The following is a 25419-nucleotide window of genomic DNA, read 5'->3' as shown; positions in this document are numbered from 1 at the left end:
CGTGGGGGCGGGCTGTCAGGATGTCCGGATGACGTGGACCGCGCCTGAGGTGTCGTTGCCGCAGTTCGAGCCGGTGGGGGACGAGCGGACCCTGCTCGAGGCCAGGCTCGCCTGGCGTCGCGCCGTGCTGCGCGACAAGTGCGCGGGTCTGACCGGAGAGCAGCTCGGGCAGCGCTCGGTCCCGCCGTCGAACCTGTCGTTGCTCGGGCTGGTCCGGCACATGGCCAAGGTCGAGCGCGGGTGGTTCCGCGAGTTCATCGGCGGGGAGGCGCTCGAGCCGATGTACGACCCGGCGCTGGGACCCGACGCCGACTTCGAGGACCTCGACCCGGCCCGGGCGCAGGCCGACTACGACCGGCTGCTCGAGGAGTGCCGGCTGGCCGAGGCGGCGCTCGCGAGGGTCTCGTTGGACGACGTCCTCGCGACCGGCAGCGGACAGATGTCCGTGCGGGCCGTGGTGGGCCACATGATCTCGGAGTACGCCCAGCACAGCGGGCACGCCGACCTGCTGCGCGAGTGCATCGACGGCCGCACCGACCGGTAGGGGTCGACACCGCTCGCGACCCACCCTTGACGCCCCCCGGGTTGGCTGGAGGAAGATTCGGGTGAACCGACCTGTCACTGGAGGAAAGATGTCCGATCACACGATCGCGTCCGACCACGAGCACCTTCCTGACGACGGCTGCGAGACCGTCGAGCATGGCGACCACCTCGACCACGTCCATGACTCCGAACGTCACGCCGAGCAGGCCGTGCACACCGACCACAGCGATGCCCACACCGAGGGCGACGGGTGCGAGACGGTCCAGCACGGCAGCCACGTGGATCACCTGCACGATGGGCACCGCCACTACCAGCACGGCGACCACGTCGTCGAGCACTGAGACCCCACATCGGCCGCTGCCCTGGTCGACGCCGCCGCGTCTCGTCTCTCGTTCCGCGGCTGGTCGGGGTGACAGGACGCCGAAGGGCCTGCTGGAACGACGTCGTCGTTTCCAGCAGGCCCTTCGCGGATGGTCGGGGTGACAGGATTTGAACCTGCGACCTCTTCGTCCCGAACGAAGCGCGCTACCAAGCTGCGCCACACCCCGGTGCTGCATCTACCCCTGATCCGTGGACCGGAGGCAGCAAGCAGAGATGCTAGCGCAGCCCCCGGCCCATCTCCGAATCGGGCTCGTCGACCGCCGCTGGGGACGGTGCCGGTTCAGGCCTGCGAGCGGGGGACGAGCGTCAGGAGGGTCGCCTCGGGACGGCAGGCGAGGCGTACGGGAGCGGTGGGCGCGGTGCCCAGACCGGCGGACACCTCGAGCCACGCAGCGCCCTCAGGGGCCTCTGACGACGGCGTGGAGCCGGCTCCCGGCCACCAGCGCGACAGGCCCTTGACGCGGCCCGTGTCGAGGTCGCAGTTCGTCACGAGCGCGCCGTAGCCGGGCACGCAGACCTGGCCGCCGTGCGTGTGTCCGGCGATGACGAGTTCGGCGCCGTCGGAGGCGTACGCGTCGAGCACGCGCTGGTAGGGCGCGTGCGTCACGCCGAGCGTCAGGTCCGCCTCGGGGGACGCCGGCCCCCGCACGAGGTCGAGCCGGTCGTAGCCGAGGTGCGGGTCGTCGACGCCACGCACGTCGATCCGCAGGCCGCGCACGGTGAGCGAGTCCCGACGGTTCGTCAGGTCGACCCAGCCACGGGATCCGAGCCCGCGCACGAGGTCGGCCGTGGGCAGCCGGTGGGTCGTGCCCACGCCCTTGGCGAAGTTGCGGGTCAGGTAGCCGAGGGGGTTCTTCAGCTTCGGGGCGAAGTAGTCGTTGGACCCGAGGACGAAGACGCCGGGGATGCCGAGGAGCCGGTCGTACGCGTCGAGCAGCGCGGGCACGGCATCGGGGGCCGCGATGTTGTCGCCCGTCGTGATGACGAGGTCGGGGTCGAGCGAGGCGAGGCTGTGCACCCAGGAGCGCTTCGCGCGCTGGCGCGGCAGCAGGTGCAGGTCGGACAGGTGCAGCACCCGCAGCGGCTCGGCGCCGTCGGGCAGCACCGGCACGTCGAAGCGACGCAGCACGAAGGCGTTGCGCTCGACGAGCGAGGCCCAGCCGAGCACCCCGGCGCCGGCGATCCCCAGGCCCAGGACGGTCTTGGTCACGGCACGCATGAGGCCCATCCTCGCACCCGGGGCCGCGACCCCCGACGAACCGGTCGGGGCCCGCGTGGCCGACCTGACAGACTGGCCCCATGAGCACCCTCAAGGAGCAGCTGAAGTCCGACCTGACGTCCGCGATGCGCGAGCGCGACCAGGTCCGGGCCGGTTCGCTGCGGATGGCCCTCACCGCCGTCACCAACGAGGAGGTCGCCGGCACCGAGCACCGCGAGCTGACGGACGACGACGTCCTCAAGGTCCTCACCAAGGAAGCCAAGAAGCGTCGTGAGGCGGCGACGGCATACGTCGGCGCGGGACGCCCGGAGCTCGCGGCCAAGGAGGACGCGGAGCTCGCCGTCCTCGAGGCCTACCTGCCGAAGCAGCTCGGCGACGACGAGCTCGAGGCGATCGTCCGCGATGCGGTCACCGCCTCCGGCGCCACGGGTATGCCGCAGATGGGCCTCGCGATGAAGGCCGCCAACGCTGCCGTGGCCGGCCGCGCCGAGGGTGGACGCGTCGCCTCCATCGTGCGCCGGGTGCTCGCGGGCTGAGGCCCCGCCCACGTCGCAGACGGACGACGAAGGCCCGACGCGGATCGCGTCGGGCCTTCGTCATCGCTGGGTCAGCCGCGACCCGGCGGCTTGGTCGGTTTGCCGCCTCCGTTGCCGTTGCCGTTCCCTCCGCCACCGCCACCGCCACCGCCACCGGTGCCCCCGGGGTTGAAGACGGTGGTCTGCGGGGTGGGGAGCGCCTGTCGGGACCCGCCGCGCGAGGTGTAGATCGTGATCATGCTGCCGGGCGGCGGCGACTGGTAGGGCGAGATGCCGGCCACGAGGCCCTGCGGCACCTGCGAGGACATCGTCCCGCCGACCTGCGTCTGGAAGCCCGCCGCCTGGAGCAGCGACTCGGCCTCGGCGACGGACCGCCCGACGACGGCGGGCAGCTGGCCGGGAGTCACCGTCTGGTTGGCGGTGTCGGTGCCGAGGTACTTGTCGGCCGGATCGCCGAACTTGACCTCGGGCTGGCCGTCGAGGGCCTTGTTCATGATGGCCTTCCAGATCGGCGCAGCGATGGCCGCTCCGTGCATGACCGGGTAGAACTCGCCGCCGACGCGGACGTTCTTCATGACGCGGGTCACCGGGTCGTAGGGCGTGCCGACCCAGACGGCCGTCACGAGCTGCGGCGTGTAGCCGACGAACCACGACTCGTTGTTGTTGTTGGCGGTACCGGTCTTGCCGGCCGACTCACGGGTGCCGTCGTTGAGCTGGTTCCGGATGCCCGAGCCGTGGGTCATGTTGTACTCGAGGAACTTGTCGGTCGCCTTGGCGACGTCCGGCTCGACGACCTGGTCGCACTTCGACGCCGGCAGGGCGACGTTCTTGCCGCCCTGCGTGATCTTCGTGATGGCCACCATCGGGCACTTCTTGCCGTCCGCGGCGAGGACGCCGTAGGCGTGCGCCACACCCTGCGGGGAGACGTCGTCGCCACCGAGGATGTACTGCGGGGCGTACCTGCCGATCGTCTGGCCGTCGGAGCGGTGCAGACCGAGGCGGATCATCGTGTCGCGGACCTTGCAGCCGCCGAGCTGCTCGACGAGGGCGACGAACGCGGTGTTGGTCGACAGCGCCGTGGCCTCCATGAGCGAGATGTTGCCGCCCTTGAACGGGGTGTCGTTGCGGACCTTCCACGTGTCGCCTGGACCGCAGTTGGCGGTGCCGCCGGGCCACTCCTTGGGCGTGTACGTCGCCTTGCTCTCGCCGCCGGCCGCCTTGGCGTTGACCGACGACTTCGTCGTCATGCCGGACTGCATGGCCGTCACGAGGGCGAACGCCTTGGCGGTCGAGCCGAACTGGAACCCGCCGGACCCGCCGTACTTCTTGTCGAGGGCCCAGTTGATGCCCGTCTCGCCGCCGGCGTCCTTGGTGACGGAGTAGGCGGTGTTCTGGGCGAAGGCGAGCACCTTGCCGGTGTTGGGGTCGGCGACGTAGGCCGCGGAGCCGATCCGGGCCTTGTTGCCGATCGGCACCTTCTTGGTGATCTCCTTCTGCGCGTAGTCCTGCAGCTTCGGGTCGAGGGTCGTCGTGATCGTGACGCCGCCGCGGTAGAGGGTGCGCTTGCGCTCCTCGAGCGTCTTGCCGAGCTGGGGCATCGTCAGGGCGTAGTTGACGATGAAGTCGCACCAGTAGGGGTACGGCGAGGCGAGGCACGTGCTCTTCGGCTGCGTCACGCGCATGTCCTGCTTGAGCGTGCGCTTCTTGGCGGCCTGCCACTGCTTGTCGGTGATGCGGTCGAGCTCGTGCATGCGGTCGAGCACGACGTTGCGTCGGGCCAGGGCCTTCTTCGGGAAGTTCACCGGGTCGGTGGTGCCGGGGTTCTGCGTCAGCCCGGCGAGGAGCGCGGCCTGCGACAGGGAGAGCTTGTCGGCGTGGACGCTGAAGTAGTGCTGTGCCGCGGCCTCGACGCCGTAGGCGCGGTCGCCGTAGTAGACGAGGTTGAGGTAGCCCTCGAGGATCTCGTCCTTCGTCAGCTTCTTCTCCAGCGTGATGGCGTACTTCAGCTCCTTGAGCTTGCGCATGTAGTCCTTCTTGACGGCCTCGGCGGCCGCCTCCTCGTTGCCGGAGCTGAGGGCGGAGTACTGGAGCGAGATCTTGACGTACTGCTGGGTGAGCGACGAGGCGCCGACCGAGGAGCCGTTGCGCAGGTTGGAGATGACGGCGCGGGCCGTGCCCTGGATGTCGATGCCACCGTGGTCGTAGAAGCGGTGGTCCTCGATCGCGACCTGGGCCTCACGCATGATCGGCGCGATCTTGTTGAGCGGCACGATGGTGCGGTTCTGCTCCTGCGGCGTCGCGATGACGGTGCCGTCAGCGGCGAGGATGCGGGAGGTCTGGGCCAGCGGGTCGGTCGTGAACTCGCTCGGGAGCTCGTTGAAGACGTCGACGCCGCTGCGCGCGAGCGCGCCGGTGGCGCCCACCGCGGGCATCACCAGGCCGGCGGCGAGCAGTCCGAGCACGAGCGCGGACGCGAGAAACGCGCCGAGCAGGCTGATGACGCCACCGATCGAGGTAGTGCGTGAAGACATGGGCCCAAGGGTAACCGCTCACCCTATGGCCACTGGATTTGTGCGCACACCCGGGTCTGCAGGTGTCTCAAACCACCCGCCCGCGCCTCTGGATGACCAGGGGGCCGAGGTCCAGGTGACTAGTCACCGCCTCAACTAAATGGTCCATAGAGGCTATGTCCGGCGCGGCCCAGCGCTCGTAATGTCTCGTTTGGGCCTTAGGGGGGTCCACATGATCAGGATCGGTGGGACGGTCCGCGGTCAGTCCGGATGTCATGGGAGGCGCCGGGCGGGGAGGGGAAACAAAATGAGTGCTGTCGCAATCGTGGATCCGTGGGTGAACGAGTGGGCCAGTCAGGCCAGCTGTTCAGGCGTGGACCCGGATGCTCTGTTCGTCCGAGGCAAGGCCCAGCACGACGCGAAGGCCGTCTGCAAGACGTGTCCTGTTCTCGCGCAGTGCCTGGCCGAGGCTCTCGACAACCGGACCGAGTTCGGCGTCTGGGGAGGCATGACCGAGCGCGAGCGCCGGGCCCTGCTCCGCAAGCGTCCGGACATCACGTCCTGGAAGTCGGCGCTCCGTGCGGGCATGGCCTCACAGGTCAAGCACGACTGAGCCGGCTTGCGCCGACCGGTCTCCGGTCGGTCCACGTCGTACGTGAGCGGGGCCGTGGCCACCTGAGGGTGGGTCACGACCCCGCTAACGCATGCCCGATCTCACGCAGGCCGTCGAGGTCGTGGACGTCCCGTCCCAGAGCCGGCACGTGCACGACGGGTATGCCGGGGTGTGACCGTGAGAAGCGGTCCGCGAGCTCGCGCTGTCGCTCGGCCGTGCGCACGAGCGATGCGTGCAACCGCAGCAGGCCGGCGGCGTTGGATGCCGACTTCGGTCCGCCGCTCTCCTCGAGCGACTCCGCGGCGGCGAGCGCGCGCGACGGGGTGACCCCGGTCGCCGAGACGCGACCGATGCGGTTGACGACGAGCCCGGCGAGCGGCATACCGTCCGCTTCGAGGCGGTCGACGAAGTAGGACGCCTCGCGGAGCGCGTCGCGCTCCGGTGCGGCGACGACGAGGAAGGCCGTGCCGTCCTCGGAGAGCAGGCGGTAGGTCTCGTCCGCACGCTCGCGGAAGCCGCCGAACATCGTGTCGAGCGCGTTGACGAACGTCTGCACGTCGCTGAGCATCTGGCCGCCGAGGATCTTGGTCATCGTCGAGGTGACAATCTGGATGCCCACGCCGAAGACCTTGAGGCCGGCGCGCCCGCCCGCCTTGGCCGGCGCGGTGAGCAGACGGATGAAGCGTCCGTCGAGGAAGCTGCCGAGGCGGTTCGGGGCGTCGAGGAAGTCGAGGGCGGAGCGGGACGGCGGGGTGTCGACGACGATGAGGTCCCACGGGGCGTCCTCGGTGCCGGCGCTCGCCTTGAGCTGGCCGAGCTTCTCCATCGCCATGTACTCCTGCGTGCCGGCGAAGGAGCTGCTCACGGCCTGGTAGAAGGGGTTGGCGAGGATCTGCTCGGCCTTGCCCGGCTCGGAGTGGGCGATGACGACCTCGTCGAAGGTCCGCTTCATGTCGAGCATCATCGCGTGGAGGCTGCCGCCGGCCGCCGTGTCGATGTCGGTGACCGGCCGAGGGGTGTTGTCGAGCTCGGTGAGCCCGAGCGACTGGGCCAGGCGGCGGGCGGGGTCGATCGTCAGGACGACGACCTTGCGGCCCGACTCCGCGGCGCGCAGGCCGAGGGCGGCGGCGGTCGTGGTCTTGCCGACGCCGCCTGAACCGCAGCACACGACGATCTGCGTCGCCGTTTCGTCGATGAGGGCGTCGATGTTGAGGAGGGGCGCCTTGGTCGAGACGGGTCCGGGGCTCATGCGTGGGCCTGCTCGTTCCCGGTCGGGGCTCCGGCGCGGTGGACGAAGAGCGGGACGAGGAGGTCGGCGAGCTCGCGGACCGAGCCCGAGTCGACGCCGCCCGGGAGTGCGGGCAGCTCGGCGATCGGCAGGCCGGTGGCCTCGAGGAGTGCGAGCTGCTCGCGCTCGAGGTCGATCCGCTGCGCGTGGTCGCGGGCCTCCTCGAGCAGGCCGTCGACGAGCTCCGGTGTGGCCTTGACGCCGGCCTCGCCGAGCTGGGTGCGGATCGACGGCTTGTGCAGCCGGCCCGCGCGCGCCTGCTCGAGCGCCGTGTCGTCGAGGAGCGGCTCGCGCACCATGTTGACGATGATCGCGCCCGGGTGCAGGCCCTTTGCCCTGAGGTCGGCGATGGCCTCGAGGGTCTCCTGCACAGGCATCTCCTCGAGGAGGGTCACGAGGTGGACGACGGTCTGCTCGGACTCGAGCAGGCGGGTGATCGAGCCGGCCTGCGAGGCGATAGGTCCGACGCGGGCGAGGTCGGCCACCTCGGAGTTGACCGAGAGGAAGCGTCCGATGCGTCCGGTCGGCGGCGCGTCGAGGACGATGCCGTCGTAGACAGGGGGTGCGTCGCCCTTGTGCTTGCCGTCCCGGCGGCGGCGGTTGGCCTCGTAGATCTTGCCGATGAGCAGGACGTCCCGGACGCCGGGGGCGATGGTCGTCGCGAAGTCGATGGCGCCGAACTTCTCGAGGAGCTTGCCGGCGCGGCCGAGCTTGTAGAACAGCTGGAGGTACTCGAGGAGCGCGGCCTTGGGCTCGATGGCCAGGCCGACGACCTCCCCACCCCCCGGCAGCCGGACGATGCGGGTCTCGTCGGTGCCGAGCGGGGGCACGTCGAAGGTCTGGCTGATGCCCTGCCGGCCCTCGACCTCGGTGAGCAGCACGTGAGCGTGGGCCGACGCGAGGGCCAGCGCGATGGCCGAGGCGACGGTCGTCTTGCCCGTGCCGCCCTTGCCGGTGACGACGTGCAGCCGCGCTCGCGCCCAGGAGGGGTCGGTGGGGCCGGTCGTCACCCCTCCACCTTAGGTGGCGCCCGGACGCGCCCCGGTTCGAGGTGAACACGCCGCGGACGCGTCGACCGCATCACCTCAAAGCGCCGCGTTGCTGCAACGCCTGCGCCACCTGGTCCATGAAGTCGTTCTCGTGCAGGCGCAGCCCGATGTTGGGGATGCGCAGCACCGTGTCGCGCGAGAGCGTCACGCCGTTCTGGCGCAGAGCATCGAGGACGGGTGCGAGGCCCCACGTGTGCTGGATGCCGTCGATCTCGACGACGACCCCGCAGCGCCAGCGGACATCGAGGTAGATCCGGCCCTTCGGTCCTCGGCATACGATCTGCCGGTCCGGCGCGGGGAGCCCCCGGGCACGGCAGAGTCGGGCGAAGTCGAGCTCGCCCAACGACTGCGCACCGAGCGCGATGTCCTTGACGACTCCACCCACGAAGGCGCGCCGTCGACGCCCGCGGATCGTCCGCGCCGTCTCCAGAAGATCTGACGCCCGAACGAGCCCCTGCTGCGTCGGCAGGACGAGCAGCAAGGCGGCCTGCCGATCGGAGTCGGCCCAGTGAGCGGCCCGGATCGCGGCCACGGCCGGCCGCACTCGGGGTATGCCGTGTGGCTCGAGCTCGCGGTCGTGGCGGTGCGTGATCTTGTGCACTCGAACCCCCGGTAGTCGCTTGACCGTGTGGGAGTGGACGACGGAGAGATGGATGCGATCGTCGCAGTAGCCCTTCATCCCGGCCGCGAGTAGAGCGGTCACGCCATCGAGGGCCGCGACGTCGGCACCGGTCTCCCAGACCGCGCGCCACTGCAGCTCCTCCTGACCGAGTGGTCGGGTGTGCAGGGCCACCGTCTGCAGGCCGTGCGTCATCCAGCGGTCGGCCCTGACCTCTGCCCGCACGTCGGCGGCACTGATCCCGTGCGCTCGCAGCGAGGCGCGAGAGACCACGCCGAGGTCTGCGGCGTCGACGACGCGGGCCCTCTCACGGCGCCGGGTGGATCTCATGACCCGACCCTGCAGCCGCGCCGGTCGCCGGGGGCGGTCGGCGAACCGGCCTGGGGACAACTCCGAGCCGGTGCGACCGGATGTGGACGACGCCGCGTTTGAGGTATCCACGCCGCGGAAACGGCGGCGGGTCTACCTCAACCGGGTGGGAGGAGGGCGGCTACTGCCGCCTGGACGGCCTTGAAGGCCGGCGTCGTCGGGTCGATGACGGCGAAGTGGTCGGCTCCGGGCACGACCTGCTCCGTCACGTCGCCGCCGGCGGCCTTCGCCTTCGCGACGTAGTCATCGGCCACGCCCAGCGGCACGGTGTCGTCGTCGGCCCCGTTGACGAGCCGCACCGGCACCTTCGGAGGCAGCGTCGACATCGGGTCGGCCGAGGTCCACGCCGCCGTGCCCGGTCCCGACCCGACGAAGTCACGCGTGGCGTCGGACCCGAGGTGCAGCCGATCCGCCGCGCCGAGGTCGACGACCCCGGCCAGCGAGACCACGCCGGCGATGCCGCGCTCCGACGCCCACGGCTGGCCCGCCGCCCACGCGACGAGGTGCCCGCCGGCGGAGTGGCCGACGAGGACGAGCGGCTTCGGCAGGTCCGGCTGGGACGCGACCGACGCGACGAGGTCGCGCACGTCGTCGAGGGTCCCGGGGACGCCGCCACCCGGCATACCGACTCGGCGGTACTCCGCCAGCACCACGTGGTTGCCCGCCGCCGCGAAGGCGCGGGCCTCGGGGAGCGCGTGCTCGCGGTCGTACTGCGCCCGCCAGAAGCCGCCGTGGACGACGACGACCGTGCCCCTTGCCGCAGGCGTGCCTGACGCCGGCGGGATGACGTCGTAGACCTGCGCGGGGTCGCTGCCGTAGGAGCGCGTCGAGGCGCTCGCGGGGGACGTCGTCGAGGGGCTGCTCGTCATGGGCGTCATGGTGCCACCCGCGCCACCGACGCACCCCGAGAGAGCCGTGGTGACACTGAGTAGGGTGATGGCCATGACCCAGTGGGAATACCTCACCGCACCGCTTCTGATCCACAACACCAAGCAGATCCTCGACAACTTCGGGGCGGACGGGTGGGAGCTCGTCCAGATCGTCAACGGTCCCGACGGCACGAGCCTCGTCGCCTACTTTAAGCGCCCGAAGTCCTGAGGAGTCACCGCACCATGTCTGCAGTCGAAGACCGCCTGTCCGAGCTCGGCCTCACCGTGCCCGAGGTCGTGCCGCCCGTCGCCGCCTACGTCCCCGTCGTCCGTGAGGGCGACCTCGTGTTCACCTCGGGTCAGCTGCCCATGGTCGACGGTTCCCTCGCCGCGACCGGCAAGGTCGGCGCCGAGGTCGACGCCGAGACCGCCAAGTCCCTCGCCGAGACGTGTGCCCTCAACGCGATCGCGGCCATCAAGTCCGAGATCGGCGACCTCGACACGGTGACCCGTGTCGTCAAGGTCGTCGGTTTCGTCGCCTCCGACCCGGGCTTCACCGGCCAGCCCGGGGTCATCAACGGCGCGAGCGAGCTGCTCGTCAAGGCGTTTGGTGACAAGGGAATCCATGCCCGTTCGGCCGTCGGTGTCGCTGCGCTCCCGTTGGACGCACCCGTCGAGGTCGAGGTCATCGTCTCCGTCGCCCGGTGAGTGCGGGTGACGGCACGATGACGGCAGGTGAGCGCCAGGTGGCCGGCACCGTGGGTCGCCAGTTCCCCCTGACCACGACGCCCGGCATCTCCGACACCGCCACCCGCTGGCTCGCGGGGGAGCGCTGGGACGAGGCCGAACCCCGCCGCGCCAGCACCGTGATGCTCGTGCGCGACGGCGTCGGCGGTGTCGGCGGTGTCGGCGGTGTCGGCGGCGTCGACGGACCCGAGGTCTTCATGCTGCGGCGCGTCTCCGAGATGGAGTTCGCGCCGAGCATGATGGTCTTCCCCGGCGGTTCCGTCGACGACCGCGACGGCGAGATCGGCCTGCCGTGGGCGGGTCCCTCACCGTCCGAGTGGGCCGACCGGCTCGGCTGCTCGCCCTCGGAGGCCCAGATGTACGTCGCGGCCGCGATCCGCGAGGTCTTCGAGGAGTGCGGGGTGCTCCTCGCGAGCCCGTCGGCGAGCGGACCGCTCGCCATGGTCGACGGCCCCGAGTGGCTCGACATCCGCCTCGCGCTCGTCGACCGCCGGCTCTCCTTGGCCGACGTCCTCCGCGACAAGGGCCTCGTCCTGCGCTCCGACCTCATCGTCGCCAAGGCGCACTGGCTGACCCCGGTCTTCGAGCCGCGCCGCTACGACACGTGGTTCTTCGCCGCTCTCATGCCGCCGCTCCAGGTGGCCGACGGCGAGACCACCGAGGCCGACCAGGCCACGTGGGTGGTGCCTTCCGAGCTGCTGAGGGCGTATGCCGCCGGGTCGGCTCTCATGCTGCCCCCGACGGTCGTGTGCGTGGAGGAGATCCGCGACGCGCCTTCTGCCGCAGACGTGGTCGTGCACAGTGAGCACCTTCCGCTCGTCATGCCGGAGGTCGTCGACGGCCCCGGCGGACCGGCTATGGAGATCGTCGAACGATGAGCCGGGTGGCGTCGTCGGGCAGGCCACGGGACGTGTCGCGGTGATCGGCACCGCGGCCGACCCCGGCTGGCACGGCGGCGTCACGAGCGAGCGCGCCGAGTGCGTGCTCTGCCCCAACCCGTCGCCGATGACCCTCGACGGCACGAACACGTGGTTGCTCGCCGAGCCGGGCTCTGACGAGGTCGTCGTCGTCGACCCGGGCCCGCTCGACGAGGGCCATCTCCAGCACGTGCTGACGCGGGTCGCCGAGACCGGGCGCCGGGTCGCGCTGACCCTCCTCACCCACGGGCACGACGACCACGCCGAGAGCGCCGACCGGTTCCACGAGCTGACCGGCGCCCCGGTGCGCGCGTTCGGGCGCGGGCACGACGACCTGTGGGCCGGCGAGACCATCACGGTCGGCGGGCTCGAGATCCTGGCCGTGGAGACGCCCGGACACACGAGCGACTCCTTCTCGTTCGTCCTTCCCGCCGACAACACCCTGCTCACCGGCGACACGATCCTCGGCCGCGGCACGACCGTCGTCGCCTGGCCCGACGGCAGCCTCGAGGCCTACCTCGCCTCGCTCGACCGCATCGAGGCACTGACCCGGGCCGGGGACGTCACGAGCCTGCTCCCCGGTCACGGGCCGTTCGTCACCGACGCGGCCGCCACCGTGACCTTCTACCTCAGGCACCGCGCCGAACGGCTGGGGCAGGTGCGCGACGCGGTCGCCCGAGGTGCGCACACGGCATACGCGGTCGTCGAGGAGGTCTACGCCGACGTGCCGCGAAGCGTCTGGCCGGCGGCCGAGCTGTCGGTGCAGGCGCAGCTGGAGTACCTCCGCACCCACCCGTGACGAGGTGGGAGACTCCGACCGTGCACGGCATCGAGGAGCTCGCGGCTGCCGCGGTGGCGCTCGTGGCCGACCGCCGCCGGGTCGTGCTCGGCATCGCCGGCGCGCCGGGGGCGGGCAAGTCGACCCTCGCGGAGGCGCTGCTCGAGACCGTCGCGGCTCGCAAGGGTGCGGACTGGGTCGCCCACGTGCCGATGGACGGCTTCCACCTCGCTGACGCCCAGCTCGACCGGCTCGGCTCGCGGTCGCGCAAGGGTGCGCCGGACACCTTCGACGCCGACGGGTATGCCGCCCTGTTGCGTCGTCTCGTCGAGCAGCCCGACTCGTGGGTCTACGCGCCCGGCTTCGAGCGGACGCTCGAGCAGCCGATCGCGGCGGCCATGGTCGTGCCCCCGGCCGCCCGTCTCGTCGTCACCGAGGGCAACTACCTGCTGCTCCCCGAGGAGCGGTGGGCGCGGGCCAGGGCACAGCTCGCCGAGGTCTGGTTCGTGTCGGGGGACGACGACCTGCGACGGTCGCGGCTCGTCGATCGCCACGTCCGGTTCGGCAAGGCGCCGGGCGAGGCCGAGGCCTGGGTGGCACGCAACGACGACGTCAACGCGGCGCTCGTCCTGGCCACCGGCGAGGCCGACCGCGTCGTGCTCAACGGTCCGCACGGCTGGTCCCTCAGCGGTTGAGGTTTTCGGCGAGGCGATCTGCCCGCGTGTCCACCTCAACCGGCGGGGGGCGCGAGTCAGCGAGCGCGGCGCTTGAGCCGCTCGACGTCCTGCAGGAGCACGGCGCGCGCCTCGAGCCGCAGCCAGCCACGCGTCGCGAAGTCCGCGAGCGCCTTGTTGACCGTCTCGCGGGAGGCGCCGACGAGCTGCGCGAGCTCCTCCTGGGTGAGGTCGTGGGAAACCATGATGCCGCCCTCGACGGGGCGGCCGAAGCGCTCGGACAGGTCGAGCAGGGCCTTGGCGACGCGACCGGGGACGTCGGTGAAGACGAGGTCGGCGAGGTGGGCGTTGGTGCGGCGCAGGCGCTGCGCGAGCGCCGCGAGCAGGGCCTTGGAGACCTCGGGGCGGCCGGTGAGGATCGCCGTGAGGGAGTCGTTGCCGAGGCCGAGGAGCTGCGTCTCGGCGACGGCCGTGGCCGTCATGGTGCGCGGGCCCGGGTCGAAGAGGCTGAGCTCGCCGAACATCTCGCCCGGGCCGAGGATGGCGACGAGGTTCTCGCGTCCGTCGGGGCTCGTGCGGCCGAGCTTGATCTTGCCCTCGGCGATGACGTAGAGCGTGTCGCCCCGGTCTCCCTCGTGGAAGAGCACGTCGCCGCGCTCCATGTGCGACCGGCTCATCTCCGACTGCAGCGCGGAGGCCGCCTCGTCGTCCAGAGCCTTGAACAGGGGCGCACGCCTCACCACGTCGAGATCCACGGGGTCAGTGTGCCACGTCGCCTCCACCGTTGCCCTGCCACCACAGGGGTTTCGGGCCGCGCGTCTCAGTCGTCGATGCGGTAGTCGATCGGCTTGCAGACCCCGTTGTTGGACTTCTCGGCCGAGCAGGCGGTCAGGCCGACGACGAGGTCGGCCTCGGCCCGCAGCACGAAACGGTCACCGGCCGTGGACGTCGGCGGGTCGATGTGCAGCTCGCCGTCGCGCTCGGTCCACACGTTCATGAAGATGTTGAGCGTGGTCGAGATGCGGTCGGGCTCGACGTCGAACTCCGCCATGGTCGTCGCGAGGTTCTCGAAGCAGCTCGGGTGGTAGGCGCCTTCGAACTCGGGGTAGAGCAGGTCGAAGGTCTGCTGGGAGCACGGGGTCAGCAGGATGTCGTGGTGACCGCACGTGTCCTCGACGACGGTCGCCATCGGCCGGCTCCGGTTGCTGTAGAGCACGCTGCCGGTCGTCACGGCGGTCGAGTTGGCGTAGTCGATGGTGCGGCCCGAGCTGAACCACTCGTCGCGGTCGTCGTCCATGACGGCGAAGAAGTCGCTGACCTGCTCGCCGGTCGGGTCGATGACGGTGAGTCGCTGCCCGGCCCTGAGGACGAAGGCGGCTCCGGTCTGGGGGGCGAGCCGGGTCAGGTCCATGCCGTCACGGTAGTCGCCGGCCGGTTGCAGCACCGGGCCGCCGGGGCCGAAGAGTCGGTCGGTCATGAGTCGGGTGTCCTGCGAGATCGTCATCCTTGCTCCCCTGTGGTCCTCGGTCGTGTGTCGGGTCGTCGGGTCGTGCGTGCGTGCGTGCGTGCGTCTAGTCGGCGTCGTGGACGTCGAGGGGCGGCTCCCAGCCGGCCTGGTGATGCCGCCCGGAGTACTGCATGGCCTCGCTGCTGTCGCCGTGGTCGGCGACCATCGGGTTGACGAAGCCCTGGAGGTCCTCGTCGCGCCGCCGGATCGTCGTGCGCATCCCGTCGAAGCGGCCCTCGGTGCGCAGCTCCTCGAACTGGGCGTGCGGGTTGAAGACGAGCGTGGGCAGCGGCGCGCGGCGGGCCACCCGGGAGGCGGCCGGGTGCAGCCCGACGATGAAGTACGCCGTGCCGCCGGCGGAGAAGGCGAAGTGCGGGTCGTTGGGGTCCGAGCCCACCCCGTCGGCCCAAGAACGGTCGTCGGCGTCGTGGAGCCGCTGGAGCAGCCCGAAGAGAGCGGACTCGAAGGCGGACTCGTCGCTCGGCAGGGGTCCACGGAAGGTCGCGATGAAGGAGTGGAAGCCACTCTCGCCCTCGATGGCCCGGGCGAACGTCTCGAGGCGCTCGAGCAGCTGGCCGGGGACGTCGGGATCGGTCATGTCGTCGAGGACGGCGTGCGCGACGCTGCCGCGACGGAAGACGGACTTGGCCCCGAGGCAGGGGAACTCGGCATGGGTGACCATGAGCTCGAGGGCTCGGACGACGTCGGCGTCGGACGCGTGGGCGAGGTCCATTCCGGCCAGCAGGTCGAGGGTCGTCTCGAGCCCGTGGTGCTCCTCGGGGACCTCCATCGCGGAGGCTCCGGTCGGGGTGGGTGCTGCGGTGCGCGTATCCGTTGACATGTCGGACTCCTCCCGTGCACGCAGGACGTACCCACCTCGGGTTCGCTTCTTGCGCAACCTTGGACGCGCCCGGGACGTAACCGCACCAAACCCTGGACGAACGCGACCCGACCGACCGCCCCACGGAGGCGGACAGCGGGTGACAGCGCGGCGGCATACAGTGTCGTCCGTGTCCCCCCGAGCCCTCGTGATCGACGACGAGACCCCTGTGGCGCGGACCCGGCGCGCCCGGAAGATGTACCGCTCCCTCCATGAGCGCTACCCGTACGCCCACTGTGAGCTCGACTTCAGCACGCCCCTCGAGCTGCTCGTCGCGACGATCCTGTCGGCGCAGACCACCGACGTCGGGGTCAACAAGGTGACGCCGATCGTCTTCGCGAAGTACCCGACGGCCGCTGACTACGCGAACGCCGACCGCACCGAGCTCGAGACGATCATCCAGCCGACCGGCTTCTACCGCGCCAAGACCGACTCGCTCATCAAGCTCGGGATCGCCCTCGTCGAGCGTTTCGACGGCGAGGTGCCGCCGCGCCTCAAGGACCTCGTGACGCTCCCGGGTGTGGGCCGCAAGACGGCCAACGTCGTGCTCGGCAACGCCTTCGGCGTCCCCGGCATCACCGTCGACACCCACTTCGGCCGCCTCGCACGCCGCTTCGGCTGGACCGAGGAGGAGGATCCGGTCAAGGTCGAGCACGAGGTCGGCGCGCTCTTCATGCGCAAGGACTGGACGATGCTCAGCCACGTCGTCATCTTCCACGGCCGCCGCACGTGCCACGCGAAGAAGCCGGCCTGCGGGGCGTGCCCGGTCGCGCGCTGGTGCCCCAGCTACGGCGCCGGCGAGACCGACCCCGACAAGGCGGCGAAGCTCCTGAAGTACGAGCTGGCGCCGAAGTGACCCACACGCTCAGCCGGATCGCGTATGCCGGCAGGTCGGGTTCCATCGAGCCCTCCCCGACGCCCGGGGCGGGGACCGTGCCGCGTCCGGCGTGGATGGACGAGCTCGCGGTGCGCCTCGAGGAGGTCGCTCCCGAGTGGTTCTCCCGCTTCCTGCCGCCGGAGGAGGGCGGCCGCGAGTCGGCGGTCCTCATCCTCTTCGGCCCCCCACCCGCCGGCGCCGACGACGACGGCGAGCACGTCGTGCTCATCGAGCGCTCGCACACGATGCGCACCCAGCCGGCCCAGATCGCCTTCCCGGGCGGCTCCCGCGACCCCGGGGACGACGACCTCGTCGCCACCGCGCTGCGCGAGGCCGAGGAGGAGACGGGCATCGACCCGGCGGGGGTCGACGTCGTCGCCCAGCTGCCGTCGCTCTTCCTCGCGCCGGCCCAGTTCGTCGTCGCGCCGGTGCTCGGCTGGTGGGCGCAGCCCTCGCCGATCGGGGTCCGCGACCCGGCCGAGGTGCACGACGTGCTCTCGGTGCCCGTCTCGCACCTCGTCGACCCGGCCACCCGCTTCTCGGTGACGCATCCCTCGGGCTACGTCGGACCGGGCTTCGACCTCGACCACCTGCTCCTGTGGGGCTTCACCGCCGGGCTCGTCAGCAGCGTCCTCGAGCTCGGCGGACTCTCCCGGCCGTGGGATCCTGAGATCCGGCGCGAGCTCCCCGAGCGCTACCTCGGAGGGAGGCGGTCATGACCGGCAGTGTCGTGCTCGACATCGCCCTGGTCCTGCTCCTGATGGCGTACGGCTACTCCGGCTACCGGCAGGGGCTGATCCAGAGCGTCTTCTCGCTCGTCGGCTTCTTCGCCTTCGCGATGTTCGCGGTGTGGCAGCTGCCCGAGATGCTGGCACGGTGGCAGTCGGTTGCCGACAACGACCGCACCCGGGTGCTCGTGCTCATCCTCGGTGTCGTCGCGTTCGGGTGGCTCGGCCAGTACCTCGGCAGCCTCCTCGGGGCGCGGATCCGGCGCCGCGTCGGCCAGACCTCGCTGCGTCAGGTCGACTCGGTCCTCGGTGGCATCGTCGTCATGCTCGCCGCCAGCCTCATCATCTGGTTCATCGGCGGTGCGCTGCGCACGGCCGGCAACCCGGCGCTGTCCAAGGCGATGGCCGACTCGAAGGTGCTGCAGGTCGTCAACTCCGTCGTCCCCGAGCAGACCGGCCAGGTGTTCGCGAGCTTCCGCGGCTTCCTGTCGAGCCAGGGCTTCCCGCAGGTGTTCGGCGATCTCGCACCCGAGCCGATCACGCCGGTGCAGGACCCCGACCCCGCTGTCGCGCAGTCGGCGGCGATCCGCGCGGCCGGCCGGTCCGTCGTCAAGGTGACGACCCAGTCCCAGTCGTGCCAGCGCGGCCAGGAGGGCACCGGCTGGGTGCTCTCCCCGGGCCGCATCGTCACCAATGCCCACGTCGTCGCCGGCGCCGACGAGGTGCGGGTCGAGGGCGGCGACCAGACGCTCCGGGCGCGTGTCATCGTCTTCGACTCGCGTCGCGACCTCGCCGTGCTCAGCGTGCCGGGCCTGGCGCTGCCGGCGCTCCCGCTCGGCGGCGAGCTGAAGCGCGGCGAGTCGGCCGCGGTCCCGGGCTTTCCGCTCGACGGCCCCTACCGGGTCGTGTCCGCCCGCGTCCGGGCCCAGCTCGAGGCCCGCGGGCTCGACATCTACGGCAGCGAGCGCGTCATCCGCGAGATCTACTCGCTCGCCTCGACCGTGCAGCCGGGCAACTCCGGCGGGCCCCTGCTCGACACCGATGGCCGGGTCGTCGGTGTCATCTTCGCCAAGTCGCTCGAGGACGACGCGACCGGCTACGCGCTGACGCTCGCCGAGGCCAAACCGGTGCTCGACGAGGCCATGTCGGCGGGAGCCCAGGTCGACACCGGCGCCTGCGTCGCCGGCTGACCCGCCTGCCCCTTCACCGTCGAAGGGCCGAAGTTCGTCGGCGTGGCATGTCGACGGTGGAAGGATCGGGGGGTGCGCATCGACAGTCCCGGGCTGACCACCGACCTCGACCTGCTGCGGCTGCAGGGCTCCACCGTGACCGAACACGGCGACCACCTCGTCGTGCGCACCGAGGCAAACCCGACCTTCTGGTGGGGCAACTTCCTGCTCGTGCCCTCCGCGGCCCGTTCGGACGAGGTCCAGCGCTGGACCGCACGTTTCGAGGAGGAGCTCCCGGATGCCGACCACCGAGCGATCGCCTTCACGCACGACGGCGGCGACACCGCGGCCTGGGCCGCCCAGGGCTGGGACGTCGAGGTCGACGTCGACCTCGCCACGACGTCGGTGCCGGTGGCAGCGGAGGTGCCGGACGGCATACGGATCCGGGCGCTCGAGTCCGACGACGACTGGGAGCAGTCGGCCCACGTCGGCGGGAGCGACACCCCCGAGGACCGGCGCGACCGGCGTCTCGTCTTCGAGCGGCGGCGGGCGGCGGCGCAGCGCGGGCTCGTCGAGTCGGGGCGGGCGGGTTGGTTCGGGGCCTTCGACGGCGACCGGCTCGTGGCGAACCTCGGCATCGTGCGGCTCGGCGACCTCGCCCGCTACCAGGACGTCGTCACCCTCGAGAGCCACCGGCGGCGCGGCATCGCCGGGGCGCTCGTGCGTGCCGCGGGGGAGTGGGCGCTCGAGGACCCGGCCGTCGGGCGGCTCGTCATCGTCGCCGAGGACGGCGGGCCCGCGATCGGGCTCTACCAGCGCGCCGGCTTCGCCGAGGTCGCCCGCCACGTCGGCGTCTCCCGAGCCCCCGCCTGACCTGTCCCCGGTTCGAGGTGATGACGGCACCGAGGGGGCGCCCGCCATCATCTCGAACCGTCAGGGGCCGGGCGCGCGTCGAGGTGATACCGGCAGCACCGTGGCCTCCGGTATCACCTCGAACGGGGGCGTATGCCGGCTCGCTCAGTTCGCCTTGACGGCGAGGACCGGGCAGGTGGCGTCGAGCAGCAGGCGCTGCGCGGTCGAGCCGAGCAGCAGCTTGCCGACGGCGCTGCGGTGCCGGATGCCGATGACGAGCATCCGGGGCTGCTCCCGGTCGACGAGCTCGAGGAGCTGGTCGGCCGGGTCGGTGCCGTGCTCGATGCGACGCACCTCGTGCGTGACCCCGGACTCGGCGAGGTCGGCGTCGAGCCGGTCGAGGTCCGAGCCCTCGGCGCGGTGAGCGTCGACGAGCTTGTCGTCGCGGGACATGTTGATGACGAGCACCGACTCGTCGTGCGCCTTCGCCTCGGCGATCGCGGCCGCGAGGGCCGCCTCGCCCTGCGACGTCGGGATGTAGCCGACGAGGATCGTCATGCCATGACCTCCGTCGTCTCCGGAGAGCTCGGGCCGACGCCCGTGCCGGGACCGTCGCCGCCGCGTCCGCGACCGCGGCCGATCAGCCTGCCGACGAGCGGCCACAGCAGGACGAGCGCGATGATCGCGTAGCAGACCCAGGCGACGGGGCCGCCGACGAGACCGCTGAGGTCGCCGCCCGAGAGCTGGAGCGAGCGACGCCCCTGCAGCTCGGCGAGCGGGCCGAGGATGACGCCGATGATGAGCGGCAGCACCGGCAGCCCGAAGCGGCGCAGCGCGAAGCCGACCATGCCCAGCGCGAGCAGGAGGAGCAGGTCGAACGGCTGGGCGTTGACGGCATACGCCCCCATGGAGGCGAAGAAGAGGATGCCGGCGTAGAGGTAGGGACGCGGGATCTGGAGCAGCTTGGCCCAGGCAGGGGCGAGCGGCAGGTTGAGCAGCAGCAGCATCGTGTTGCCGACGAAGAGGCTCGCGATGAGCGTCCAGACGAGCACCGGCTGCTTCTCCATGAGCAGCGGCCCCGGCTCGAGGCCCCAGCCCTGCAGCGCGGCGAGCATGATCGCGGCCGTCGCGTTGGTCGGCAGCCCGAGCGCGAGCATCGGGACCAGGGTGCCGGCGGCCGAGGCGTTGTTGGCGGCCTCGGGTCCGGCGACGCCCTCGATGGCGCCCTTGCCGAACTCCTCCGGTCGCTTCGAGAGCTTGCGCTCGGTCATGTAGGACAGGAAGGTCGGGATCTCGGCGCCACCCGCGGGGAGGGCGCCGAACGGGAAGCCGAAGGCGGTGCCGCGCAGCCACGGCTTCCACGAGCGGCCCCAGTCGTCCCGTCCCATCCACGGGCGGCCGACCGGGATGACGCCGGCGGCCTTGCGCCGCAGGTGGGCCGCGACCCAGAGCGCCTCGCCGACGGCGAAGATGCCGACCGCGACGACGACGACGTCGATGCCGTCGGCGAGCTGCGCGGTCCCGAAGGTCATGCGCTGCTGGCCGGTCACCTTGTCGATGCCGATGAGCCCGATGGCGAGGCCGATGAGCAGGGCTGCGAAGCCGCGGATGCGTGAGCTGCCGAGCACCGCGCTCGCACCGGCGAAGGCCAGCAGCATGATCGCGAAGTACTCAGGGGCGCCGAGGCTGACCGCGAACTTCACGACCTGCGGCATGACGAGCGCGAGCAGCAGGGTGCCGATCGTGCCGGCGACGAAGGAGCCGATGGCCGCGGTCGCGAGCGCCTGCGCGGCCCGGCCGGCCTTGGCCATCTTGTTGCCCTCGATGGCCGTGACGACCGACGAGGACTCACCGGGCGTGTTGAGCAGGATCGAGGTCGTCGAGCCGCCGTACATACCGCCGTAGAAGATGCCGGCGAACATGATGAGGGCCTGGGTCGGCTCGAGGCCGTACGTGACGGGCAGGAGCAGCGCGACGGTCATGGCCGGGCCGATGCCGGGGAGGACGCCGACGGCGGTGCCGATGGTGACGCCGATGAGGGCGAAGAGCAGGTTCATCGGGGTCAGGACGTGCCCGAACCCGTCGATCAGGTTGGCGAAGTTGTCCATCAGAGGATTCCTTGCAGCACGCCGGCGGGCAGGTTGACGTCGAGCCCGATGGCGAAGGCGTAGAAGGTGGCGAGCGCGAGGCCCAGGCCGAAGAGCAGACCGCGCACGTGGTGACGGTTGCCGAGGGCGAAGGCCGAGCCGGCGAAGAGGATGGTGCCGCTGATGACCCAGCCGAGCGGCTCGATGAGCACGGCGTTGAGGACGAAGAAGCCGGCGAGCAGGCCGAGGGTCTTCCAGTCCGAGCCGGTCGAGAGGTCGACGTCCTCGCCCTCCTCGGCGCTGCCGACGCCGCCGCGGTAGACGTCGACGGCATACAGGACGGCGGTCACGAGCAGCAGGATGCCGAGGATGATCGGCACGGGACGGGGACCCACGGGGTCGTTGCTGCTCGTCGCGTGGCCGATGCGGGCCGCGTCGAAGAGCAGCAGCCCGCCGAGGACCGCGAGGAAGGCGCACATGCCGTACTGCGCGCGATCCCCGCGGCCCTGCGCGGCCACCCCGTCGGACATGACGGCGGACGTGCCGCCGGTGCTGGTCACAGCACCGGCGGGCGCGTCGCGCGTGGGGTCGGGGGTGTGGTCCGACATGGTCAGCTGGCCAGTCCGAGGGTGGTGAGGATCTCGGCGACCGAGGCGTCCTGCTCCTTGAGGAAGGTGCCGAACGCGTCACCGGTGACGAAGGCGTCGGTCCAGCCGCGCTTCTCCATCTCGTCCTTCCAGCCCTGCGAGGCGTGCATCTTCGTCAGCGCGTCGATCCACGTGGCCTTGTCGGCGTCGGAGATGCCGGGAGGGGCCACGATGCCGCGCCAGTTGGTGAAGACGAGGTCGATGCCGGACTCCTTGAGGGTCGGCACGTCGGGCAGGGCGTCGATGCGCTTCTCGCTCGTGACCGCGAGGACCTTGACCTGGCCGGCCTTGACCTGGTCGAGGAACTCGCCGAAGCCGCTGGCACCGAAGGAGATCTTGTTGCCGATGAGGGCCGGGAGCAGCTCGCCGCCGCCGTCGAAGCCGATGTAGCTGACGGTCTTGGGGTCGATGCCGACCGCCTTGGCCAGCTGCATCGGGAGCAGGTGGTCGGGTCCGCCCGGGGACGAGCCGCCGCCGACGTTGACCTTCTTCGGGTCGGCCTTCCACGCCGCGACGAGCGCGTTGACGTCCTGGTAGGGCGAGTCCTTCGGCACGACGATCGCGCCGGCCTCCTCGATCAGCTTGGCGATCGGGGTGGTGTCGTTGAGCGTGGCCTGGCTCTTCTGCGTGTAGGCCGCGCCGACGACGCCGAGCCCCATCTGCATGGCGAGCTTGCCGTTGCCCTTCTCGTTGACCGTGCGCTGCAGGCCCACGGTGCCGCCGGCGCCCGGGAGGTTGAAGACCTGGATCGCGCTGGTGATCTTGGCGGCCTCCATGACCTTCGCCGCGGTGCGGGCGGTCGTGTCGTAGCCGCCGCCGGGGGCGTTGGGGACCATGATCTGGAGGTTGCTGGCGGGGGAGCCACCGGCCGCGCCGGTGGCGGCGTCGTCCTTCTTGGCGGTGGCGCCGCAGGCCGAGAGGGCCAGGGCGGTGACGCCGACGGTGACGCCGAGCAGGACGGACCTGCGGGCGGGAGTACGAGTGCTCATCGTTGAGGTCTACTTTCGCGTTCTGTGGCTGGAACGGCATGATCGTGGCCTGCGTCACGACGCCGTGTCGCCCTTGTGTCAGCAATGAAGGTTGAGTTCGTTTTGGTCACGCAGAGACCGGGCCGCTTCGGTCGCCTCTCCCTCGCCGGGCAGCTGCTCGTCGTGCAGATGGTCATCCTGCTCGGTGTGCTCGTCACCGTCGCACTCGTGTCCCTCGCGCAGTCGGAGTCGACGTTCACCCGGACCGAGGGCCGGCGCATCGCGGCTATCGCCGAGCAGGTCGCCAGCACCCCGATCGTGCGCGCGGAGATGAGCCCAGGCGGCGTCGTCAACGTCCTGCCCACCATCACCCAGTCCGTCGTGACCCAGTACGACGTCACATCGGTGACCTTGGCCGACGCGGACGAGGTCGCCCGGGTGTCGTCGGACCCGACGATCGACAAGACCCGCATCCCGCTCGGCGCGCCGGCCGTCGGTGAGGGGGCGAGCTGGACGGGCGTCATGGACGTCCAGGGCGAGCGGATGCTCGTCGCGCAGAGCCCACTTCTCTACGACCCGCCCGCGACTGGCCCCGCTGTGCTGCCGGTGGGGGCCCAGCTCGGCACCGTCATGGTCGCCGTGCGTATGCCGTCCGCCCTCGACCGCCTCCAAGGTGCGTCGTCCTACCTGCCGACCTACCTCGGCATCGCCCTCGTGCTCGGAGGCGTGGGCTCGTGGCTGCTCGCCCGGCGCATCAAGCGGCAGACGCTCGGGCTCGAGCCGGCCGAGATCACGGGCCTCGCCGAGAGTCGGGAGGCGATGCTCTTCGGGCTCGCCGAGGGTGTCGTGGCGCTCGACACGAACGAGCGGATCACCTTGGTCAACAACGTCGCCCAGCGTCTGCTCGATCTGCCGGAGCACGCCGTGGGAATGCGTCTCGACGACCTCCCCATCGGTCCACGGCTGCGTGACGTGCTCCGGGGGGTGACGGACGAGAGCGAGTCCTCGGATGCCGTGGTCGGGGCCGACGACGGTGGCGAGGCGGATGACGCGACTGGCGACGGTGCGGGCGACAGGGCCCGGACGAGGCCTCGCGACCAGGTCGTCCTGCGCCGCGGACGGGTCCTCGTCATGAACCGCATGGAGGTCAGCAAGGACGGCCGGCCGCTGGGCTCGGTGACGACCCTGCGCGACCGCACCGAGCTCGCCGACCTGGAGCGCGAGATCGGCTCGTTCCGCAGCACGACCGAGCTGCTCCGGGCCCAGGCGCACGAGTTCGCCAACCAGCTGCACACGATCTCGGGGCTCATCCAGCTCGGAGAGTACGACGAGGTCGTCGGCTACGTCGACGCCGTGAGCGAGCACCGTGCCCAGCTCGACCTCACGGTCTCGCGGCGCATCCGCGACACCGCCGTCACGGCGCTCGTCATGGCCAAGGCCGCGCAGGCGACCGAGCGGCGGGTCGAGCTGCGGGTCTCCGACGACACGTCCCTCGGTCGCGTCGGCCCGCGCGACTCGGCCGACGTCGCCGCCGTGGTCGGCAACCTCGTCGACAACGCCATCGACGCTGCGGCGTCGTCCGACGGCCCGGACAAGTGGGTCGAGCTGACGATCCGCCAGGACGCGAGCTCGCTCGAGGTCAGCGTCGTCGACTCGGGGCCGGGCATCGCGCCCGAGGTCGTGACGGAGGTCTTCACCCACGGCTACACGACGAAGGCGGCCCGGGCGGGCGAGCGTGGCATCGGGCTGGCGCTGACGCGCCTGATCTGCCAACGTCGGGGCGGCGAGGTCGAGGTGGAGAACACCCCGACGGGCGCGAAGTTCGTCGCCCGCCTCACCGTCGAGGCCGCCATCGGGCACGCGGAGGAGAAGCGATGACCACGGTGCTCGTCGTCGACGACGACTTCATGGTGGCTCGCATCCACCGTGGCTTCGTCGAGCGGATCGACGGCTTCGAGGTCGTCGGCACGGCTCAGACGGGCGACGAGGCCGTGGCCCTCGTCGAGTCGCTCCGGCCCGATCTCGTGCTCCTCGACCTCTACCTCCCCGACGCGTTCGGGCTCGACGTCGTCACCCGCCTGCGCGCGGCCGGGCACACCTGCGACGTGCTCGTCATCACCGCGGCCAAGGAGGCCGACGCGGTGCGGGGCGCGGTGCGGCAGGGCGTCGTCGGCTACCTGCTCAAGCCCTTCGCCTTCGCCGACCTCGAGCAACGCCTGCGGACGTATGCCGCCGAGCGGGCCCGCGGCCTGAGCGACGACCTGACGCAGGAGGAGATCGACGCGGCGTTCACCTCGCAGCCGGTCGGCCGCGGTCCGGTGGCCGTGCTGCCGAAGGGCCTCAGTGCCGAGACGGCGGAGGCTGTCGAGAAGGCGCTCCGCGAGTCGCGCGAGACGCTGTCCGCGACGGAATGTGCTGAGGCCGTGGGCATCTCGCGGGTCAGTGCCCGTCGCTATCTCGAGCACTTCGTGTCGTTCGGCCAGGCCGAGGTGACCCTTCGCTACGGCACGACTGGCCGCCCGGAGCGCCGCTACCGCTGGCTCTGACCGCGCCGGCCGACCACGAGCCGCCAGGCCGATCGTGCACTGACCC

The 25419-nt window shown here is 71.3% G+C and carries 28 protein-coding genes and 1 tRNA gene; 15 read left to right on the top strand and 14 right to left on the bottom strand.

Annotation, left to right across the window (positions count from 1 at the left end):
* Window positions 1–28 precede the first annotated feature (28 nt).
* On the top strand, window positions 29–544 hold the full coding sequence (locus ASH01_RS08200) for a DinB family protein (RefSeq protein ID WP_056774067.1): 516 nt from the start codon (window positions 29–31) through the stop codon (window positions 542–544).
* Window positions 545–632: 88 nt separating this feature from the next.
* Complete coding sequence (locus ASH01_RS23610; RefSeq protein ID WP_056774063.1) at window positions 633–884, top strand: hypothetical protein; 252 nt, start codon at window positions 633–635, stop codon at window positions 882–884.
* Window positions 885–1014: 130 nt separating this feature from the next.
* Here ASH01_RS23610 and ASH01_RS08190 read toward each other — a convergent pair.
* Both ASH01_RS08190 and ASH01_RS08185 read right to left on the bottom strand, forming a co-directional pair.
* Window positions 1015–1091: transfer RNA gene (locus ASH01_RS08190), tRNA-Pro, on the bottom strand.
* Between the two features lie 113 nt (window positions 1092–1204).
* Window positions 1205–2143: a metallophosphoesterase gene (locus ASH01_RS08185; protein WP_056775237.1), complete on the bottom strand. Its 939-nt coding sequence runs from the start codon at window positions 2141–2143 to the stop codon at window positions 1205–1207.
* An 80-nt stretch (window positions 2144–2223) separates the two neighbouring features.
* On the opposite strand from ASH01_RS08185, the gene ASH01_RS08180 reads away from it, so the two are divergent.
* Window positions 2224–2679, top strand: coding sequence for a GatB/YqeY domain-containing protein (locus ASH01_RS08180; protein ID WP_056774057.1), 456 nt, complete (start codon window positions 2224–2226; stop codon window positions 2677–2679).
* Between the two features lie 71 nt (window positions 2680–2750).
* Here the strand turns inward: ASH01_RS08180 and ASH01_RS08175 are convergent, their stop codons facing one another.
* Window positions 2751–5210: a penicillin-binding protein gene (locus ASH01_RS08175; protein ID WP_056774054.1), complete on the bottom strand. Its 2460-nt coding sequence runs from the start codon at window positions 5208–5210 to the stop codon at window positions 2751–2753.
* 286 nt (window positions 5211–5496) lie between these two features.
* Between ASH01_RS08175 and ASH01_RS08170 the strand changes: the two genes are divergently transcribed.
* Window positions 5497–5802: a WhiB family transcriptional regulator gene (locus tag ASH01_RS08170; RefSeq protein ID WP_056774052.1), complete on the top strand. Its 306-nt coding sequence runs from the start codon at window positions 5497–5499 to the stop codon at window positions 5800–5802.
* 73 nt (window positions 5803–5875) lie between these two features.
* On the opposite strand, the gene ASH01_RS08165 is transcribed toward ASH01_RS08170, so the two are convergent.
* The 4 genes from ASH01_RS08165 to ASH01_RS08150 all read right to left on the bottom strand — a co-directional run bounded on the left by ASH01_RS08165 (window position 5876) and on the right by ASH01_RS08150 (window position 9996).
* Entirely contained in the window at window positions 5876–7051 is a 1176-nt protein-coding gene (locus ASH01_RS08165) for an ArsA family ATPase (protein ID WP_056774049.1), read from the bottom strand.
* Entirely contained in the window at window positions 7048–8100 is a 1053-nt protein-coding gene (locus ASH01_RS08160) for an ArsA-related P-loop ATPase (RefSeq protein ID WP_056774046.1), read from the bottom strand. The genes ASH01_RS08165 and ASH01_RS08160 overlap by 4 nt, the downstream gene beginning before the upstream one ends.
* Before the next feature lie 70 nt (window positions 8101–8170).
* Window positions 8171–9088: a hypothetical protein gene (locus ASH01_RS08155; protein WP_056774043.1), complete on the bottom strand. Its 918-nt coding sequence runs from the start codon at window positions 9086–9088 to the stop codon at window positions 8171–8173.
* Window positions 9089–9225: 137 nt separating this feature from the next.
* Window positions 9226–9996 carry an alpha/beta hydrolase family protein gene (locus ASH01_RS08150; RefSeq protein WP_056774041.1) on the bottom strand — a complete coding sequence of 257 codons (771 nt, stop codon included), beginning with the start codon at window positions 9994–9996 and terminating at the stop codon, window positions 9226–9228.
* A gap of 73 nt (window positions 9997–10069) precedes the next feature.
* Between ASH01_RS08150 and ASH01_RS22915 the strand changes: the two genes are divergently transcribed.
* The 5 genes from ASH01_RS22915 to ASH01_RS08130 are packed head-to-tail and all read left to right on the top strand — an operon-like array spanning window position 10070 to window position 13133.
* Window positions 10070–10225: a DUF4177 domain-containing protein gene (locus ASH01_RS22915; RefSeq protein WP_142179199.1), complete on the top strand. Its 156-nt coding sequence runs from the start codon at window positions 10070–10072 to the stop codon at window positions 10223–10225.
* 14 nt (window positions 10226–10239) lie between these two features.
* Window positions 10240–10704 carry a RidA family protein gene (locus tag ASH01_RS08145; RefSeq protein ID WP_020145788.1) on the top strand — a complete coding sequence of 155 codons (465 nt, stop codon included), beginning with the start codon at window positions 10240–10242 and terminating at the stop codon, window positions 10702–10704.
* A complete protein-coding gene (locus ASH01_RS08140; RefSeq protein WP_235509573.1) occupies window positions 10701–11621 on the top strand; it encodes an NUDIX hydrolase in 921 nt (306 codons plus the stop codon). The genes ASH01_RS08145 and ASH01_RS08140 overlap by 4 nt, the downstream gene beginning before the upstream one ends.
* A gap of 40 nt (window positions 11622–11661) precedes the next feature.
* A complete protein-coding gene (locus ASH01_RS08135) occupies window positions 11662–12459 on the top strand; it encodes an MBL fold metallo-hydrolase (RefSeq protein WP_056774037.1) in 798 nt (265 codons plus the stop codon).
* A 20-nt stretch (window positions 12460–12479) separates the two neighbouring features.
* The gene (locus ASH01_RS08130) at window positions 12480–13133 is read left to right on the top strand and encodes a nucleoside/nucleotide kinase family protein (protein WP_056774034.1); all 654 of its coding nucleotides are present in this window, start codon (window positions 12480–12482) and stop codon (window positions 13131–13133) included.
* A 56-nt stretch (window positions 13134–13189) separates the two neighbouring features.
* On the opposite strand, the gene ASH01_RS08125 is transcribed toward ASH01_RS08130, so the two are convergent.
* The 3 genes from ASH01_RS08125 to gntA form a co-directional block, all read right to left on the bottom strand.
* On the bottom strand, window positions 13190–13867 hold the full coding sequence (locus ASH01_RS08125) for a Crp/Fnr family transcriptional regulator (protein ID WP_020145792.1): 678 nt from the start codon (window positions 13865–13867) through the stop codon (window positions 13190–13192).
* Window positions 13868–13932: 65 nt separating this feature from the next.
* Window positions 13933–14616, bottom strand: coding sequence for a DUF1989 domain-containing protein (locus ASH01_RS08120; RefSeq protein WP_082619605.1), 684 nt, complete (start codon window positions 14614–14616; stop codon window positions 13933–13935).
* Window positions 14617–14683: 67 nt separating this feature from the next.
* Window positions 14684–15460: a guanitoxin biosynthesis heme-dependent pre-guanitoxin N-hydroxylase GntA gene (gntA, locus tag ASH01_RS08115; protein ID WP_082619604.1), complete on the bottom strand. Its 777-nt coding sequence runs from the start codon at window positions 15458–15460 to the stop codon at window positions 14684–14686.
* Between the two features lie 235 nt (window positions 15461–15695).
* Here gntA and nth point away from each other — a divergent pair, with 235 nt between their 5' ends.
* The 4 genes from nth (at window position 15696) to ASH01_RS08095 (ending at window position 19146) form a co-directional block, all read left to right on the top strand.
* The gene (gene nth / locus ASH01_RS08110; RefSeq protein ID WP_235508717.1) at window positions 15696–16355 is read left to right on the top strand and encodes an endonuclease III; all 660 of its coding nucleotides are present in this window, start codon (window positions 15696–15698) and stop codon (window positions 16353–16355) included.
* Window positions 16352–17095 (top strand): NUDIX hydrolase, encoded by a 744-nt coding sequence (locus ASH01_RS08105; RefSeq protein ID WP_056774027.1) that lies wholly within the window; start codon window positions 16352–16354, stop codon window positions 17093–17095. The genes nth and ASH01_RS08105 overlap by 4 nt, the downstream gene beginning before the upstream one ends.
* Window positions 17092–18294, top strand: a complete 1203-nt coding sequence (locus ASH01_RS08100; protein WP_056774024.1) for a MarP family serine protease — start codon at window positions 17092–17094, stop codon at window positions 18292–18294. Before ASH01_RS08105 ends, ASH01_RS08100 begins: the two co-directional genes overlap by 4 nt.
* A 72-nt stretch (window positions 18295–18366) precedes the next feature.
* Window positions 18367–19146, top strand: a complete 780-nt coding sequence (locus ASH01_RS08095; RefSeq protein WP_056774021.1) for a GNAT family N-acetyltransferase — start codon at window positions 18367–18369, stop codon at window positions 19144–19146.
* A 144-nt stretch (window positions 19147–19290) separates the two neighbouring features.
* Here ASH01_RS08095 and ASH01_RS08090 read toward each other — a convergent pair whose 3' ends face one another.
* The 4 genes from ASH01_RS08090 to ASH01_RS08075 are packed head-to-tail and all read right to left on the bottom strand — an operon-like array spanning window position 19291 to window position 22848.
* Window positions 19291–19683 (bottom strand): universal stress protein, encoded by a 393-nt coding sequence (locus ASH01_RS08090; protein ID WP_056774018.1) that lies wholly within the window; start codon window positions 19681–19683, stop codon window positions 19291–19293.
* Window positions 19680–21233, bottom strand: coding sequence for a tripartite tricarboxylate transporter permease (locus ASH01_RS08085; RefSeq protein WP_056774015.1), 1554 nt, complete (start codon window positions 21231–21233; stop codon window positions 19680–19682). The genes ASH01_RS08090 and ASH01_RS08085 overlap by 4 nt, the downstream gene beginning before the upstream one ends.
* Window positions 21233–21820: a tripartite tricarboxylate transporter TctB family protein gene (locus ASH01_RS08080; RefSeq protein WP_200959135.1), complete on the bottom strand. Its 588-nt coding sequence runs from the start codon at window positions 21818–21820 to the stop codon at window positions 21233–21235. Before ASH01_RS08080 ends, ASH01_RS08085 begins: the two co-directional genes overlap by 1 nt.
* 2 nt (window positions 21821–21822) lie before the next feature.
* Window positions 21823–22848 (bottom strand): Bug family tripartite tricarboxylate transporter substrate binding protein, encoded by a 1026-nt coding sequence (locus ASH01_RS08075; protein WP_056774014.1) that lies wholly within the window; start codon window positions 22846–22848, stop codon window positions 21823–21825.
* Between the two features lie 102 nt (window positions 22849–22950).
* On the opposite strand from ASH01_RS08075, the gene ASH01_RS08070 reads away from it, so the two are divergent.
* Window positions 22951–24705 (top strand): sensor histidine kinase, encoded by a 1755-nt coding sequence (locus ASH01_RS08070; RefSeq protein ID WP_327191914.1) that lies wholly within the window; start codon window positions 22951–22953, stop codon window positions 24703–24705.
* A complete protein-coding gene (locus ASH01_RS08065; protein ID WP_056774011.1) occupies window positions 24702–25373 on the top strand; it encodes a response regulator in 672 nt (223 codons plus the stop codon). The genes ASH01_RS08070 and ASH01_RS08065 overlap by 4 nt, the downstream gene beginning before the upstream one ends.
* Window positions 25374–25419 lie beyond the last annotated feature (46 nt).

It is taken from the genome of Terrabacter sp. Soil811, assembly GCF_001429655.1.
Taxonomy (GTDB): domain Bacteria; phylum Actinomycetota; class Actinomycetes; order Actinomycetales; family Dermatophilaceae; genus Terrabacter.
Note: the sequence above shows the minus strand (reverse complement) of the source record. Positions and strands in the feature narration are given on the sequence as shown.